We start from the raw sequence: 16,760 nt of genomic DNA on the forward strand, positions 1-16,760 counted from the left end.
TGCTGATCGCGCCGGGCTGACGCCCTCGTTCTCAAGGATTGCCGCAAGGTTGCATCATTGCGACACTGGCTGACAAGAGAGATGAAGGCCAAGTGCTATAAACCTTATCGGCCAATCGGCGGATTTCTCCAGTCCTCCGGTCGATCAGAGGGCGCCGCAAGAGCAACCGTTTGTCAGCGCAACGGGATGTCGACCGTATGCAGGGGCCCTGCGTCGCCGTCGTAGAACGTGACTTGGACGCTCTGGGCCGCGACCTGCAGGTGGGCGAAGTTATCCTGGCCGATCACAGGGCTGGTCAGCTCATAGCGGTATTCACCGTTTCCGGTTCGGGCCATGGCGTTATCGAAAATAAAATCCGATGCCGACGCGTATGGCAGCAGTTCGCTGTTGTAGAACGGCGAGGAAACGATGGTGTGCACCTCGAAATCGGCATCCTCGCTATGGCCCAGACGACTGGTCATGGAGCCATGTACATCGCCGGACACGAATATCACGTTCCTGATCTTCCGTTTACGAATGTGTTCCAGAAGCCGCAGGCGCTGTTGCGGGAAGGCCTGCCAGGCATCGCCGTCATTACGCTTGCTGTCCGGGTAGAACATGACGCTGGTCACGATGAATTTGACTCGGGCTGTGCTGTTGTTGAGCCATTCAAGCAGTGCCCGCTCCTGTTCTGTATCCAGGATCCGTCGGTCTTGCGGTGACAGATTGCGCTGGGTCCGGCTATCGGTAACGAACCATTCGATATCGCCATGGGCAAGTTCATACCAATAATGCTTCAGCGACCTGTTCAATGCTCCGTCGCTCATTAGTTCATGGGCGGGACTATGACTGACTTGATAAAGTCGATAAGCGCTCATGGCATTCGCGTACAGGATTTCATCGTGGAGTTGTTTGTTGGCGGGCCAGTTATCTTCGATTTCATGGTCGTCGAGAATCATGTAGGTCGGTACGCTGGACATCAACTTTCCGATATGGGGTTGGGAAAACACTGTGCGGTATTTGAACAGAATGTCTTTATAGGTTCGATCCGGCGCGACGATATTCAGGTCGTCGAGATAAACCTGGTCCCCTGTCATCAGGACCCCGCGGATGGGAGGATCGGCCCGGTCCACGACGCGCTGGATTCCGGCAAAGGTCCGGTCCCCCCGTTCAGGGGTCGATGGGGTACCGGCGGTGATTCTCAAATAGCGACACGAACCCACGATATAGCCGTGTAGCGCGCTGTTTTCACGGGGCAGAGTCCGTAGGCAATAGATGTTTTCGGGCCATCGTACTGGCTGTTTCTGAAGAAGTTCCAGGGAAAGGTTCGGACTTTCCGGGGTGAACCAACCCGCTTGATATTGGTAGAGGCTGTCTGCCTGGAGGCCCGTCAATACGATGACATCGGACATGTCACGGTGGGCATGCAGCTGGATAAAGCGGCCTTTTGACCACTCTCTGTCACCCTGAAGCCTGTAACGCAGTCCAGCGTATACCGGATTGTTATTGTATTGATCGCCGCGCAGGAATATCCGTGCATGATCGGTTGTAGTGTGACCAACAATAGGGCCGACAGTGGGTTTGAACATAATTCGAATCCATTCGAAAACAATGTTTGAGGAAGTTTGGTGTTCAGCCGTGCAGAGGCCATGCTAAAGCCCGACGTGGCATTGTTTTTCAAAGGGAAGGGGACAGATGTTGTCGGCCATAACCAACAGGAAACGTAGCCATTTATGTTCTTCAGAGTAGGAAAAGTGGGTAGTGCTTTTCCCGTTGCGCAGTCGAGTGTTTATGGCGCGCAAAAAAAAAGCCCCGCCAAACGGGCGGGGTTGAGGTACGAGCGTGGCGCTCGGAAACAGCGGTCTGGAGGGCCCTCCGGTGAAGGAGGGCCGTCCGGTTACAGCAAGATGGTGCGGATGTCGCCCAGCAGGTCACTCAGGCGCTTGGTGAAGCGTGCAGCGGCGGCGCCGTTGATCACTCGGTGATCGTAGGACAGCGACAGCGGCAGCATCAGCTTGGGCTGGAAGGCCTTGCCGTCCCAGACAGGCTGGATGGTGGCCTTGGAGACGCCCAGGATCGCCACTTCCGGCGCGTTGACGATCGGCGTGAAGCCGGTGCCGCCAATGTGGCCGAGGCTGGAGATGGTGAAGCAGGCGCCCTGCATGTCGTCGGCGGTGAGCTTCTTGTTCCGGGCCTTGTCGGCCAGGGCAGCGGCTTCGCCGGCCAGTTGCAGCAGGCTCTTCTGGTCGACGTTGCGGATGACCGGTACCAGCAGGCCTTCCGGAGTGTCGACGGCAAAACCGATGTGCACGTACTTCTTGCGGATCACAGCCTTGCCGCTCGGGGCCAGGGAACTGTTGAAGTCCGGCAGTTCCTTGAGCAGGTGCGCACATGCCTTGAGCAGCAGCGGCAGCACGGTCAGCTTCACGCCGGCCTTTTCCGCCACGGCTTTCTGCGCGACGCGGAAAGCTTCCAGCTCGGTGATGTCGGCCTGGTCGAACTGGGTCACGTGCGGGATGTTCAGCCAGCTGCGATGCAGGCTCGACGCGCCGATCTGCATCAGGCGGGTCATGGCCACTTCTTCGGTTTCGCCGAAGCGGCTGAAGTCCACCGCCGGGATCGGCGGGATGCCCGCGCCGCCGGTGGCGCCTTCGGCAGGGGCGTTCTTGGCCTTCTGCATCATGGCTTTGACGTGAGCCTGCACGTCTTCCTTCAACACACGACCGTGTGGGCCGCTTGGGCTGACAGCCGACAGCTCGACGCCGAATTCACGGGCCAACTGACGCACGGCAGGACCGGCATGGACTTTGGCACCGCTTGGCGCAGGCGCGGCGGCCGGTGCTGGCGCAGCGTCGACCTTGGCGGCTGGCGCGGCAGCCGGGGCCGGAGCGGCTTCGGTCTTGGCGGCAGCAGGTGCAGGGGCTGGCGCTGGGGTAGCGGGTGCAGCGGCACCGGCTACTTTCAGCTTCAGGATCAGGTCACCGGTGCCGACTTCGTCTTCCAGCTTGATCTCGACGCTTTCCACCACACCGGCGGCCGGCGACGGGATTTCCATGCTGGCCTTGTCGGATTCCAGGGTGATCAGCGACTGGTCGGCTTCGACGGTGTCGCCGGCCTTGACCAGTACTTCGATGATCTTGGCCTTGCCCGACGAACCGATGTCCGGGACATGAATGTCCTGGACAGTAGCGGCAGCCGGCGCGGCGGCCGGGGCAGGTGCCGCCTCGGCAGCCGGTGCAGCGGCAGGCTTCTCAGCCGCCGGGGCAGCAGCGGGTGCGGCCGCCTCAGGCGCCGCAGCGGCGCCCTCGACTTCCAGTTCCAGCAGCTCGTCGCCTTCTTTCAGGCGATCGCCCAGCTTCACTTTCAGGCTCTTGATGACACCGGCCTTCGGCGCAGGCACTTCCATGCTGGCCTTGTCCGATTCAAGCGTCAGGATGCTCTGGTCGGCTTCGATACGGTCGCCGACCTTCACAAACAGTTCGATTACTTCACCTTCACCGCTGCCGATGTCAGGTACGCGAATGAGTTCGCTCACGAAAATTCTCCTCAGCAGTCCAGTGGGTTGCGTTTTTCCGGATCGATGCCGAACTTCGCGATGGCTTCGGCCACCACTTTAGGTTCGATATCGCCACGGTCAGCCAGGGCTTCCAGGGCTGCCAACACAACGAACTTACGGTCGACTTCGAAGAAGTGACGCAGCTTCTTGCGGCTGTCGCTACGGCCGAAACCGTCGGTGCCCAGCACCTTGAATTCCTTGGAAGGAACCCACTGGCGGATCTGCTCGGCGAACAGCTTCATGTAGTCGGTAGAGGCGATGACCGGACCCTTGCGACCGTTCAGGCATTCTTCGACGTAGCTCAGCTTTGGCTTCTGGCCAGGGTGCAGGCGGTTGCTGCGCTCTACGGCCAGGCCGTCGCGACGCAGTTCGTTGAAGCTGGTGACGCTCCAGACGTCGGCGCCGACGTTGAACTCTTCGCGCAGGATCTTCGCCGCTTCACGCACTTCGCGCAGGATGGTGCCGGAGCCCATCAGCTGGACGTGGTGCGCCGCTTCGCGGGTGTCTTCCTCGAGCAGGTACATGCCCTTGACGATGCCTTCCTCGACACCGGCCGGCATGGCTGGCTGCTGGTAGGACTCGTTCATCACGGTGATGTAGTAGAAGACGTCCTGTTGCTCTTCGGTCATCTTCTTCATGCCGTCCTGGATGATCACCGCCAGCTCGTAGCCGTAGGTCGGATCATAGGTGCGGCAGTTCGGGATGGTGCCGGCCAGCATGTGGCTGTGACCGTCCTCGTGCTGCAGGCCTTCGCCGTTCAGCGTGGTGCGGCCGGCGGTACCGCCGATCAGGAAGCCACGGGTGCGGCTGTCGCCGGCGGCCCAGGCCAGGTCGCCGATACGCTGGAAGCCGAACATCGAGTAGAAGATGTAGAACGGCAGCATCGGCTGGTTGTGGCTGGAGTACGAAGTACCGGCGGCAATGAAGGAGCTCATGGCGCCCGCTTCGTTGATGCCTTCTTCGAGGATCTGGCCCTTCTTGTCTTCGCGGTAGAACATCACCTGGTCTTTATCGACTGGCTCGTAGAGCTGGCCGACGGACGAGTAGATGCCCAACTGGCGGAACATGCCTTCCATACCGAAGGTACGGGCTTCGTCCGGGATGATCGGGACGATGCGTGGGCCGATTTCCTTGTCCTTGACCAGTTGCGCGAGGATCCGCACGAAGGCCATGGTGGTGGAGATTTCGCGGTCGCCCGAACCATCCAGGATTGCCTTGAGGGTTTCCAGCGGAGGCGTCGGGACGCTGAAGCTCTTGGCGCGACGCTGCGGCACGAAGCCGCCCAGCGCGGCACGGCGCTCGGCCAGGTAACGGGCTTCGGCGCTGCCTTCTTCGGGCTTGAAGAACGGCAGGTTTTCCAGCTCGCTGTCCTTGACCGGAATGTCGAAGCGGTCGCGGAACAACTTCAGGCTGTCGACATCGACTTTCTTGGTGTTATGCGCGGTGTTCTTCGCTTCGCCGGCACCGGTGCCATAACCCTTGATGGTCTTGGCCAGGATGACGGTTGGCTGCTCTTTGTGGTTGACCGCCTGATGGTACGCCGCGTAGACCTTGTACGGGTCGTGGCCGCCGCGGTTGAGTTTCCAGATCTCGTCGTCGGACAGATCGGCAACCATGGCCTTGAGTTCAGGCGTGTTGAAGAAGTGCTCGCGGACGAACGCGCCGTCCTTGGCCTTGTAGTTCTGGTATTCGCCGTCGATGACTTCGTCCATGCGACGCTGCAGGATACCGTCGACGTCCTTGGCCAGCAGTGGGTCCCAGAAACGGCCCCAGATGACCTTGTTGACGTTCCACTGGGCACCACGGAACACGCCTTCGAGTTCCTGGATGATCTTGCCGTTGCCGCGAACCGGGCCGTCGAGGCGCTGCAGGTTGCAGTTGATGACGAAGATCAGGTTGTCCAGCTTCTCGCGGCCAGCCAGGGAGATCGCACCCAGGGATTCCGGCTCGTCGCACTCGCCGTCGCCCATGAAGCACCAGACCTTTTGCTTGCCCGGCTGGATGAAGCCACGGGCTTCCAGGTACTTCATGAAGCGTGCCTGGTAGATCGCCTGGATCGGGCCCAGGCCCATGGAAACGGTCGGGAATTGCCAGAAGTCAGGCATCAGCCAAGGGTGCGGGTACGAGGACAGGCCGTTGCCGTCCACTTCCTGGCGGAAGTTGTTCATCTGCTCTTCGCTGATGCGACCTTCCATGAACGCACGGGCATAGACGCCTGGCGATGCGTGACCCTGGAAGTAGATCAGGTCGCCGCCGTGTTCGTCGGTCGGGGCCTGGAAGAAATAGTTGAAGCCGATGTCATACAGCGTCGCGCTGGAGGCGAAGCTGGAGATGTGACCGCCCAGGTCAGAATCTTTCAGGTTGGTTCGCATGACCATGGCCAACGCGTTCCAGCGTACCAGCGAGCGAATGCGGCGTTCCATGAACAGGTCGCCAGGCATGCGTGCTTCGTGGGTGACGGGGATCGTGTTGCGGTACGGCGTGGTGATGGCATAGGGCAATTGCGAACCGCTGCGGGTCGCGAGTTCGCCCATGCGGGTCATCAGGTAGTGAGCGCGGTCTTCGCCTTCTTTGTCGAGAACCGATTCCAGGGCGTCCAGCCATTCCTGGGTTTCGACGGGATCGAGGTCTTGCATGGCTTGCTCCAGGGCGGAAAGGCTACCAGAATCGGTTGCCTGAGTTTGCGACTGGCCTTGTGGGCAGACGATATAAATTCTTGGATTGCCGAAGGTTGTCTCGGCGGCGTGTAGTTTTACTACAAATCGTCGGCCGTTTCAGCCATCCGAATGTATATACGAGTAGTAAAACTACACATGAAAGGCTTTTGGCCCCTCGTTTCGTTGTGAGAATAATCGTTACTGTTGGTCTTGAGCTAACTCGAACAGGTAAAAACTTGATGTCGGCTGCCAATAAAATCAGATTTTCAGCTATTTATCATCTTTGTTCGACAGTCGATCAGGTAGTGTCTATGGGAAAAACACTACATCCAGCCTTTCCCGCGCCGATCAAGGATAGACCATGAGCCTGCCTCTGCTTGCCCAAATACCGGAAATGGTGCCGGGAATTCTCCAGTCTTTGGTCAGTCGTGCCGAGCAGTCGTTCCGTGCGGTGGTCGGTTCACTGGATGATGACCATGGGCTGTGTGCCTGGACGCCGGAGCGCTGGATCGAATTCCAGCGCGTCGCGGCCGCCAGCGATTTTGTCATCGAACAGAGTCTTCGTGATCCGATGATGCTGCTGGAGTTGGTGCGCAGCGGCGAGCTGGACCGCAGCCTGGTCGCCGGGGAAATGTGCGCGCAGATCGGCGCCGCGGTCCAGGCCGCCGAGACCGAGGATGAACTCGGTCGGGTCCTGCGCCGCCAGCGCACCCGCCAGCAGGTACGGATCATCTGGCGTGACCTGAATCGCAAGGCGGACCTGGTCCAGACCTGTCGCGACCTCTCGGACATGGCCGACGCCTGCATCGACCAGGCTTACCAATGGCTGTACCAACGCCTCTGCCAGCAGTTCGGCACACCCACCGGACGGCGCAGCGGCGCGCCGCAGCAGATGGTCATCCTGGGCATGGGCAAGCTTGGCGCGGTGGAGCTGAACCTGTCATCGGACATCGACCTGATCTTCGCCTATCCCGAGGGCGGCGAAACCGTCGGCGTGAAGCGAGCGCTGGATAACCAGGAGTTCTTCATCCGCCTGGGCCAGCGCCTGATCAAGGCCCTGGACCCGATGACCGTCGACGGTTTCGTGTTCCGTGTCGACATGCGCCTGCGACCCTACGGCTCGGCCGGTGCCCTGGTGCTGAGTTTCAACGCGCTGGAACAGTATTACCAGGACCAGGGACGAGACTGGGAACGCTACGCGATGATCAAGGCGCGGGTCGTGGCCGGTGATCAGGTGGCCGGTGCGCAACTGCTCGACATGTTGCGCCCATTCGTCTATCGGCGTTACCTGGACTTTTCCGCCATCGAAGCGCTGCGCACCATGAAGCAACTGATCCAGCAGGAAGTGCGGCGCAAGGGCATGGCCGACAACATCAAGCTGGGATCGGGCGGCATCCGCGAAGTGGAATTCATCGCTCAGGCGTTCCAGTTGATCCACGGCGGTCGCGACCTGAGCCTGCAGCAGCGTCCGTTGCTCAAGGTACTGGCGACGCTCGAAGGCCAGGGCTATCTGCCGGCCAAGGTGATCGACGAGCTGCGCCAGGGCTATGAATTCCTTCGTTATACCGAACACGCCATCCAGGCCATTGCCGATCGCCAGACCCAGATGCTCCCGGACAGCCCCCAGGATCAGGCGCGCATAGCGTTCATGTTGGGTTTTGCCGACTGGGCGGCGTTCCATGAGCAGTTGATGTACTGGCGTGGCCGCGTGGCCTGGCATTTTGGTCAGGTCATTGCCGATCCGGATGAAGAGACGGGGAGCGAAAGCGAAGTGGTGGTGGGCGGCGAATGGTTGCCGTTGTGGGAAGACAGCCAGGACGAAGGGGCTGCGTGCCGTCAGTTGGAGGAGGGCGGATTCATCGATGCGCCCAAGGCGTTGAGGGCCTTGGCGATCCTGCGCGGCAGTCCGCAATTACGCGCCATGCAGCGTCTGGGACGCGAGCGTCTGGATGCATTCATCCCGCGTCTGTTGGCCCAGGCGGTTGAGCATGACAATCCCGACCTTGTACTCGAGCGCGTGCTGCCGCTGGTGGAGGCTGTCGCCCGTCGTTCGGCCTATCTGGTACTGCTGACGGAAAACCCGGGAGCCCTGAGACGTTTGCTGACGCTGTGCGCGGCGAGCCCGTGGATCGCCGAGCAGATCACTCGCTTCCCATTGCTGCTCGATGAGTTGCTCAATGAAGGGCGTTTGTTCAAGCCGCCCCTGGCGCCGGAACTGGCGGCGGAGTTGCGCGAGCGTCTGACGCGAATTCCCGAGGACGACCTGGAACAGCAGATGGAAGCCCTGCGGCATTTCAAGCTGGCGCACCGCCTGCGCGTGGCGGCGTCGGAGATTGCCGGCAGCTTGCCGCTGATGAAAGTCAGTGACTATCTGACCTGGCTGGCGGAGGCGATTCTCGAACAGGTATTGGCCCTGGCCTGGCGCCAGACCGTGGCCAAACATGGTGTGCCATTGCGCACCGATGGCAGTTTGTGCGATCCGGGATTCATCATTGTCGGTTATGGAAAAGTCGGCGGCCTGGAGTTGGGGCATGGTTCCGACCTGGATCTGGTGTTCATCCACGACGGCGATCCCCAGGCGGAAACCGACGGACCGAAACCCACCGACGGGGCACAGTTCTTTACCCGGCTTGGCCAGCGCATCATTCACTTGCTGACTGCCCAGACCAACTCCGGGCAGCTTTATGAAGTGGATATGCGCCTGCGACCATCCGGTGCGTCGGGGTTGCTGGTCAGCTCTCTCGGTGCGTTCGCCCGTTATCAGGAGAACGAGGCGTGGACCTGGGAGCATCAGGCGCTGGTTAGGGCCCGGGTGCTGGTGGGTAGCCCGGACGTGGGCCAGGCGTTCGAGAAAGTCCGTGCCCAGGTGCTCGGGCGCAAGCGTGATCTGCCGACGCTGCGCCAGGAGGTCAGCGAGATGCGTGCCAAGATGCGCGATAACCTTGGCAGCAAGGCCACCGCCGCCGGAACCGCGCCAAATGCCTTCGAGGCCACGGCGCCCTTCGACCTCAAGCAGGACGCGGGAGGTATCGTCGATATTGAATTTATGGTGCAATACGCGGCCCTGGCGTGGTCCGAGCAATACCCGTCGCTGCTGCGTTACACCGATAACATTCGCATCCTCGAAGGGTTGCAGGAGGTCGGGCTGATGCCGTCCGAGGACGCCACTTTGTTGCGCGAGGCTTATAAAGCCTACCGCTCCGCCGCTCACCGCCAGGCCTTGCAGAAAGATGCCGGGGTGATCACCGGCGACCAGTTCGTTGAAGAGCGCCGGCAAGTCATGCGCATCTGGCATGAGTTGGGGTTGAATTGAGTACTGATTGAATGTGGGAGCGAGCCTGCTCGCGATGGCGCAATGTCAGGCAACATGGATGTCGGAGGTAATGGCCCTTTCGCAAGCAAGCCCGCTCCCACAACGGGGTTGCAGTGTTTTTTGAGGCGGGGAGGCGTAGGCCTCCCCGTATCGTTTTTGGAAGCCACATGAATATTCTGATCGTTGGGCCCAGTTGGGTCGGTGACATGGTGATGGCACAGACACTGTTCCAGTGTCTCAAGCAGCGCCATCCGCAATGCGAAATCGACGTCCTGGCCCCGGAATGGAGCCGGCCGATCCTTGAACGCATGCCACAGGTGCGCAAGGCCTTGAGCTTTCCGCTCGGCCATGGCGTGCTGGAACTGGCAACCCGTCGGCGTATCGGCAAATCCCTGGCTGGTCAATATGACCAGGCGATCCTGTTGCCCAACTCATTGAAGTCGGCCCTGGTGCCATTCTTCGCCGGTATCCCGAAACGCACTGGCTGGCGTGGCGAGTTCCGCTACGGGCTGCTCAATGATGTGCGCACGCTGGACAAGGACCGCTATCCACTGATGATCGAGCGGTTCATGGCCCTGGCCTACGAGCCGGGGACCGAGCTGCCGAAACCCTATCCGCGCCCAAGCCTGCAAATTGATCCGTTGACCCGAGAAACGGCGTTGACCCGATTCGGCTTGAGCCTTGACCGTCCGGTGCTGGCTTTGTGCCCGGGTGCTGAATTCGGCGAATCCAAGCGCTGGCCGGCGGAGCATTACGCCCAGGTTGCCGAGGCGAAGATCCGTGAAGGCTGGCAAGTCTGGCTGTTCGGTTCGAAAAAGGATCACCCGGTGGGTGAAGACATTCGCTCGCGACTGATTCCCGGCTTGCGAGAGGAGTCGGTGAACCTCAGTGGCGAAACCTCCCTGGCCGAAGCCATCGACCTGCTCTCCTGCGCCGATTCCGTGGTGTCCAACGACTCCGGGCTGATGCACGTGGCGGCGGCCTTGAACCGTCCATTGGTGGCAGTCTATGGCTCCACCTCGCCAGGCTTTACCCCACCGTTGGCCGACAAGGTCGAAGTGGTGCGCCTGGGCATCGAATGCAGCCCGTGCTTCGACCGCACCTGCCGCTTCGGTCATTACAACTGCCTGCGCCAGCTCATGCCACCGGCGGTGAACGATGCCCTGGCGCGTTTGCAGGGCACCCCGGTGGAGGTCCAGTAACTTGCGGGTATTGTTGATCAAGACCTCTTCGCTGGGCGATGTGGTCCACACCCTGCCAGCATTGACCGACGCGGCGCGAGCGATCCCTGGCATCCGGTTCGATTGGGTGGTGGAAGAAGGCTTCGCCGAAATTCCCACCTGGCACCCGGCCGTGGGCAAGGTCATCCCTGTGGCGATCCGTCGTTGGCGCAAGAACCTCTGGCAAACCGTCAAGAGCGGCGAATGGCGACGCTTCAAACACAGCATGCGTGCCGAAAAGTACGATCTGGTGATCGACGCCCAGGGCTTGCTCAAGAGCGCCTGGCTGACCCGCTACGTCAAGGCCCCGGTGGCGGGCCTGGACAGACACTCGGCCCGCGAACCCCTGGCCGCACGCTTTTATTCCCGTCGATTGGCGGTGGCCCGTGGTCAACATGCGGTCGAACGGGTGCGGCAATTGTTCGCGTTGGCGCTGGGGTACGACTTGCCGCAGACCCTGGGCAACTATGGCCTGAGCGTCGATAAGCTGGTGGAACTGCCGCGCCAATATCCTTACGTGGTGTTCCTGCATGGCACCACCTGGGAGTCCAAACACTGGCCGGAGCTTTACTGGCGTCAATTGGCCGAGCGCATGGGCCAGCTCGGCGTGGTAGTGAAGTTGCCATGGGGCAGCGCGCCGGAAAAGGCCAGGGCCGAGCGTATCGCCAAAGGACTGCGCAATGCCCTGGTGCTGCCGAAGCTGAACCTGGGCGGAATGGGCAAGGTACTGGCCGGCGCCCAGGCCTGTGTGGCCGTGGACACCGGATTGGGACACCTGGCCGCCGCCCTGGACGTGCCGACCATTTCCCTGCTCGGCCCCACCAACCCGGTACTGACCGGTGCCTATGGCAAGGGCCAGATCCATCTCGCCAGCGATTTCCCTTGTGCGCCGTGCATGCAGAAACAATGCACCTACCCGCCGACCGCCGAAGATGCGCGTCGGTTCGACCTGAAACGCGAGCAGCCCCTGTGCTTCACGCGTCTGAATCCCGAGCGTGTCGCCAGCCACCTGAGCACGTTATTGGCTGAGGAACCACGCTGATGCAATTGGCTTTTGTCCTTTATAAGTACTTCCCCTTCGGTGGCCTGCAACGCGACTTCATGCGCATTGCGCTGGAGTGTCAGCGGCGCGGGCATCAGATTCGCGTCTACACGCTGATCTGGGAAGGTGACGTCCCACCGGGCTTCGAAGTGCTGGTCGCGCCGGTCAAGGCGCTGTTCAACCACCGTCGCAACGAGAAACTCAGCGCATGGATGGAGGCTGATCTTGCCAAGCGCCCGGTGGACCGCTTGATCGGCTTCAACAAGATGCCCGGCCTGGACGTGTACTACGCCGCCGATGGCTGCTTCGAAGACAAGGCGCAGAACCTGCGTAACTCCTTGTACCGACGCTGGGGCCGCTACCGGCATTTTGCCGAGTACGAGCGGGCCGTGTTCGCCAAGGATGCCAAAACCGACGTACTGATGATTTCCGAAGTCCAGCAGCCGCTGTTCATCAAGCACTACGGCACACCGCTGGAACGCTTTCATCTGCTGCCACCGGGTATCGCCCAGGACCGCCGTCGGCCTGTCGATGCCGACGAGATTCGCGCGGCGTTCCGTGCCGAGTTCGAACTTGCCGAGGATGACCTGCTGCTGGTGCAGATCGGTTCCGGGTTCAAGACCAAGGGGGTGGATCGCAGCCTCAAGGCCCTGGCTGCGCTGCCGCCCGAGCTCAAAAAACGTACCCGGCTGTTTGTAATTGGCCAGGACGACCCCAAGGTATTCCAACTGCAGGGCGCCGCGTTGGGCCTGGGTGACAATGTGCGGTTCCTCAAGGGGCGCAGTGACATCCCTCGGTTCCTGTTGGGCGCCGACCTGTTGATTCACCCGGCGTACAACGAAAACACTGGCACCGTTCTGCTTGAAGCATTGGTGGCCGGGCTGCCGGTGCTGGTCAGTGCGGTGTGCGGGTACGCCCATTACATCGCCGAGGCCGACAGCGGCCTGGTGTTGGACGAGCCGTTCGAACAGGCCCAGCTCACCGGGTACCTGGAGCGAATGCTGAGCGACGCCGAGGCGCGGGCGGCCTGGAGCCGCAACGGTCTGGCGTTCGCCGAAACGGCGGACCTCTACAGCATGCCGCAGCACGCGGCCGACGTGATTCTGGCGGAGCACGCACAATGAAAGTGATGTTGGCCGAACCGTTCAAGAGCCTTTGGGCCGGGCGCGATGCGTTCGCTGAAGTCGAGGCGCTCAAGGGCGAGGTCTACCGTGAACTGGAAGCCCGGCGCACCTTGCGCACCGAGGTGAACGGCCGCGGCTTTTTCGTCAAGATCCACCGGGGCATCGGTTGGGCCGAGATCGTCAAGAATCTGGTCACTGCCAAATTGCCGGTCCTCGGCGCGGGGCAGGAATGGGCCGCCATCCAGCGTTTGCAGGAAGTCGGTGTGCCTACCATGACCGCCGTCGCGTATGGCGAGAAGGGTAGCAATCCGGCGGACCAGCATTCGTTCATCATCACCGAGGAGCTGGCCCCCACCGTCAGCCTCGAGGATTTCAGCATCGACTGGGTCCGCCAGCCGCCGGAGCCTGCCCTCAAACGTGCCCTGATCGCTGAAGTGGCGCGCATGACCGGCATGATGCACCGTGCCGGCGTCAACCATCGCGACTGCTATATCTGTCATTTCCTGCTGCACACTGACAAGCCGGTCACCGCCGCAGATCTCAAATTGTCGGTAATCGACCTGCATCGCGCCCAGACCCGTCCGGCCATCACCCCCCGCTGGCGCAACAAGGACCTGGCGGCGCTGTATTTCTCGGCACTGGACATCGGCTTGACCCGTCGCGACAAGCTGCGTTTTCTCAAGGGTTATTTCCAGCAGCCGCTGCGCCGGATCCTGGCTGACGAAGCGCTGTTGTTGCGCTGGCTCGAAGGCAAGGCCAACAAGCTCTATGCACGCAAGCAGCGATATGGGGATGCGCTCTGATGTCGGGTTGGAATCTGGAGCCTGTCTACGCGGAACTGGCGCAGGATTTCGGCAGCCTCGACGCGGTGTTCGCCCTTGAGGGTGAGCGGCTGACCCGCGATCCGCTGTCGGAGGTGATCCGGGTGCGGCGCAACGGTGTGAACTACTATGTCAAGCGCTACACCGGGGCTGGCAAGGGCTTGCGGCGTTACCTGGGCAAGCCCCGGGTCAAATCCGAATGGCAGAATCTCAAGCGTTTCGCCAAATGGGGAATTCCCACGGCGCAAATCGTCGCCTGGGGGCTGGAGCGACATGGCGCAGCCTATGCCCGTGGCGCGATGATCACCCGTGAATTGCCCCATACCGAAGACCTCTCGGCCCTGGCCGAACGTCACGACCAGCGTTTGACCGATCGCGCATGGGTCGACAAGGTGAGCCTGCAACTGGCCGGATACACGCGGACCATGCATGAACATCGTTTCACCCATAACGATCTGAAATGGCGCAATCTGTTGGTAGACGACCAGTCGCGACTGTTCCTGATCGACTGCCCCAACGGCGATTTCTGGCGTGGCTTCTGGCTCAAATACCGCATCACCAAAGACCTGGCGTGCCTGGATAAGGTGGCCAAGTATCACCTGTCCGCCACCCAGCGCCTGCGCTTTTACCTGCAATATCGCCAGCATGACCGGCTCGATGCGTGCGATAAGAAACGCATCCGCCACGTAGTGAGATTTTTCGAGGGGCGTGAATGACTGATTTTCTGGCCGCCGAAGACCGGCCATTACTGGCGCGTCACGGCCTGGACAGCTTCGAGGCCCTGTGGGCCCGGCAATTGGATGCGGTGGACGAACCCAACACCTCGGGTGGAGGCTGGAGCAGCGTATTCCGGCTCGAACTGGAAGGGCAGGGGTATTACCTCAAGCGCCAGAGCAATTACCTGACCCGGACCTGGTCCCACCCTTTCGGCGAGCCGAGTTTCTCGCGGGAGTTTCGCAATATCAGCCGCTATCGCGAGTTGGGAATCCCTGCCCTGCAAGCGGTGTTCTATGGCCAGCGCAAGGTGGATGGCGACGTACGGGCAATTCTGTTGACCCGCGCCCTCGACGGCTGGGATGACCTGGAATCGCTGTTACAGCGCTGGCCGGCCCTGGCGTCGGCGCAACGTGTCGCCATCCTGAAGGCCTGTGGTTTATTGGCGCGGCGCCTGCATGGCATGCGCCAGATTCACGGTTGTTTCTACCCCAAGCACATCTTTTTGCAGGCGAGCACGAACGGCTATCAAGCACAGTTGATTGACTTGGAGAAGACCCGACCGCTGCTTTTCGGTCAGCGCGACCGGGTCAAGGATCTGGAGCCCTTGCTGCGGCGCGCACCCGTCTGGAATGACAACGAGGTGCGTCAGCTGCTGTCTACCTATCTGGACCAACCGAACGAGGGCGCGCTGGTCGAAAGTTGGATGAACCGCCTTGTCGCCAGGCGCAGTCACAAGGAAGCCCACTGATGCAATTGTCCGAACTCAAAGATGCCGGTCGCAGTCCAGTGCTGCCATTGAGCCTGGAATTGGCGGACGCCGCCGGACCGGCGCAACTGCAACTGCTTTCTCTGCTGCGGGTACTGCCGGGGCAGCGTTATGTCGGCGCCGGTGTGTGGCGCGGCCGACCGGTGCTGGCCAAACTGCTGGTGGGCAGCAAGGCCGCCCGGCACTTCCAGCGTGAACGGCAAGGTGTCCGCCTGCTGGCTGAACAGGGTCTGACCACGCCGCTGCTGCTCGCCGATGGCCTGAAGGACGGCGAGGGCGGCTGGCTGCTGTTCGAGTTGCTCGAAGGGGCCGAGAGCCTGGGCGACGCCTGGAAGCAGGTCGAGCATCTGCCATTGTTGGCCGATGAACAGACAGACGTGCTGGCCGAAGCCTTGGGTGCCATCGCACAACTGCACAGCAAGGGCTTGTGGCAGGAAGACCTTCATCTGGACAATCTGCTGCGCCATGGCGGCAAGCTCTATCTGATCGACGGTGCCGGCATACGCGCCGAAACCCCCGGGCAAGCTTTGTCGCGACAGAAAGTGCTGGAGAACCTCGGGGTGTTTTTTGCCCAACTGCCCAAGGCCATCGAACCGTTCAACGAAGAACTCCTGGTGCATTACCTGCTGAGCAACGCCGAACATGCGCTGCCCATGGAGGCGCTGCAAAAGCAGATCGACAAGGTGTACGGCTGGCGGTTGAAGGACTTTCTGGAAAAGGTCGGGCGCGAGTGCAGCCTGTTCAGCGTGCAGCGCGGCCCGTTTGGTCTGAGAGCAATCCGTCGCGATGAAGAAGTCGCCATGGCACCGGTGCTGGCGCAGGCCGACGCCTTGCTTGACCGGGGGCATCTCTATAAGACCGGGGGCGCGGCGAGCGTCGGCAAGGTCGAGGTGGACGGTCGTCCTCTGGTGATCAAACGCTACAACATCAAGCACTTCGCTCATTGGCTCAAACGCTTCTGGCGCCCCAGTCGCGCCTGGCATTCCTGGCGCGAGGGTAATCGCCTGGCCTTCCTCGGCATCGCCACGCCCAAGCCCCTGGCGTTGCTGGAAAAGCGTTTCCTGTGGCTGCGCCGGAGCGCTTATATGGTGACCGAACATCTGTCGGGGCCGGACATCATCGAGCGCTTTGCTCCTTACGTGGAAAGTGGCGAGGCGCCTGAACCTGAACTGCTTGCCCTGGATCGTTTGTTCGCCGATCTCATCCGCGAACGCATCAGCCATGGTGATCTCAAGGGGCATAACCTGTTCTGGCAACACGACCGCTGGGCGCTGATCGACCTGGATTCCATGTGCCAGCACCGCTCCCACGCGAGTTTCGCCCCGGCTTACGCCCGGGATCGGGCGCGGTTCATGCGCAACTGGCCTGAGGGGAGTGGGTTGTATCGGGTGATTGATGAGCGGTTGCCCAAGGAAATCTCCAGCGAATCCTGAAGCGGACCTGCTCGCGAAGAGGACGTATCAGGCGTCTGGCCCTTCAAGCAAGGCCCGGTTTTACAGGCGCCCAGGTACCAGCCGCTCACCGCTAGCGGCTTACCGCCGCTTTTAAGCTATAATCCCGCCCTT

The 16,760-nt window shown here is 61.2% G+C and carries 11 protein-coding genes; 8 read left to right on the forward strand and 3 right to left on the reverse strand.

All coding sequences use genetic code 11. The features are described 5' to 3' along the window. Positions 1-173 precede the first annotated feature (173 nt). The 3 genes from LCU97_RS16265 to aceE all read right to left on the reverse strand — a co-directional run bounded on the left by LCU97_RS16265 (position 174) and on the right by aceE (position 6,171). Complete coding sequence (locus LCU97_RS16265; RefSeq protein ID WP_232777182.1) at positions 174-1,568, reverse strand: alkaline phosphatase D family protein; 1,395 nt, start codon at positions 1,566-1,568, stop codon at positions 174-176. A 308-nt stretch (positions 1,569-1,876) separates the two neighbouring features. Next, entirely contained in the window at positions 1,877-3,514 is a 1,638-nt protein-coding gene (gene aceF / locus LCU97_RS16270) for a dihydrolipoyllysine-residue acetyltransferase (RefSeq protein ID WP_053147636.1), read from the reverse strand. An 11-nt stretch (positions 3,515-3,525) separates the two neighbouring features. Continuing rightward, entirely contained in the window at positions 3,526-6,171 is a 2,646-nt protein-coding gene (gene aceE / locus LCU97_RS16275) for a pyruvate dehydrogenase (acetyl-transferring), homodimeric type (protein WP_053147634.1), read from the reverse strand. A gap of 382 nt (positions 6,172-6,553) precedes the next feature. On the opposite strand from aceE, the gene glnE reads away from it, so the two are divergent. From glnE to LCU97_RS16315, 8 genes are all read left to right on the forward strand, one after another. Next, on the forward strand, positions 6,554-9,505 hold the full coding sequence (glnE, locus tag LCU97_RS16280; RefSeq protein ID WP_408636398.1) for a bifunctional [glutamate--ammonia ligase]-adenylyl-L-tyrosine phosphorylase/[glutamate--ammonia-ligase] adenylyltransferase: 2,952 nt from the start codon (positions 6,554-6,556) through the stop codon (positions 9,503-9,505). Between the two features lie 167 nt (positions 9,506-9,672). Next, positions 9,673-10,707: a lipopolysaccharide heptosyltransferase II gene (gene waaF, locus LCU97_RS16285; RefSeq protein ID WP_053147630.1), complete on the forward strand. Its 1,035-nt coding sequence runs from the start codon at positions 9,673-9,675 to the stop codon at positions 10,705-10,707. 1 nt (position 10,708) lies between these two features. Then, positions 10,709-11,767, forward strand: coding sequence for a lipopolysaccharide heptosyltransferase I (gene waaC / locus LCU97_RS16290; RefSeq protein WP_053147628.1), 1,059 nt, complete (start codon positions 10,709-10,711; stop codon positions 11,765-11,767). Further along, positions 11,767-12,891, forward strand: coding sequence for a glycosyltransferase family 4 protein (locus LCU97_RS16295; protein ID WP_053147626.1), 1,125 nt, complete (start codon positions 11,767-11,769; stop codon positions 12,889-12,891). Before waaC ends, LCU97_RS16295 begins: the two co-directional genes overlap by 1 nt. Next, positions 12,888-13,694 carry a lipopolysaccharide core heptose(I) kinase RfaP gene (rfaP, locus tag LCU97_RS16300; RefSeq protein WP_053147623.1) on the forward strand — a complete coding sequence of 269 codons (807 nt, stop codon included), beginning with the start codon at positions 12,888-12,890 and terminating at the stop codon, positions 13,692-13,694. The genes LCU97_RS16295 and rfaP overlap by 4 nt, the downstream gene beginning before the upstream one ends. Further along, positions 13,694-14,428 (forward strand): lipopolysaccharide kinase InaA family protein, encoded by a 735-nt coding sequence (locus LCU97_RS16305; protein ID WP_232777183.1) that lies wholly within the window; start codon positions 13,694-13,696, stop codon positions 14,426-14,428. The genes rfaP and LCU97_RS16305 overlap by 1 nt, the downstream gene beginning before the upstream one ends. Beyond that, positions 14,425-15,177 carry a lipopolysaccharide kinase InaA family protein gene (locus tag LCU97_RS16310; RefSeq protein ID WP_232777184.1) on the forward strand — a complete coding sequence of 251 codons (753 nt, stop codon included), beginning with the start codon at positions 14,425-14,427 and terminating at the stop codon, positions 15,175-15,177. Before LCU97_RS16305 ends, LCU97_RS16310 begins: the two co-directional genes overlap by 4 nt. Continuing rightward, positions 15,177-16,628, forward strand: coding sequence for a lipopolysaccharide kinase InaA family protein (locus LCU97_RS16315; protein ID WP_232777186.1), 1,452 nt, complete (start codon positions 15,177-15,179; stop codon positions 16,626-16,628). The genes LCU97_RS16310 and LCU97_RS16315 overlap by 1 nt, the downstream gene beginning before the upstream one ends. Positions 16,629-16,760 lie beyond the last annotated feature (132 nt).

It is taken from the genome of Pseudomonas uvaldensis, from assembly GCF_021271205.1.
In the GTDB taxonomy this organism is placed as follows: Bacteria; Pseudomonadota; Gammaproteobacteria; order Pseudomonadales; family Pseudomonadaceae; genus Aquipseudomonas; species Aquipseudomonas uvaldensis.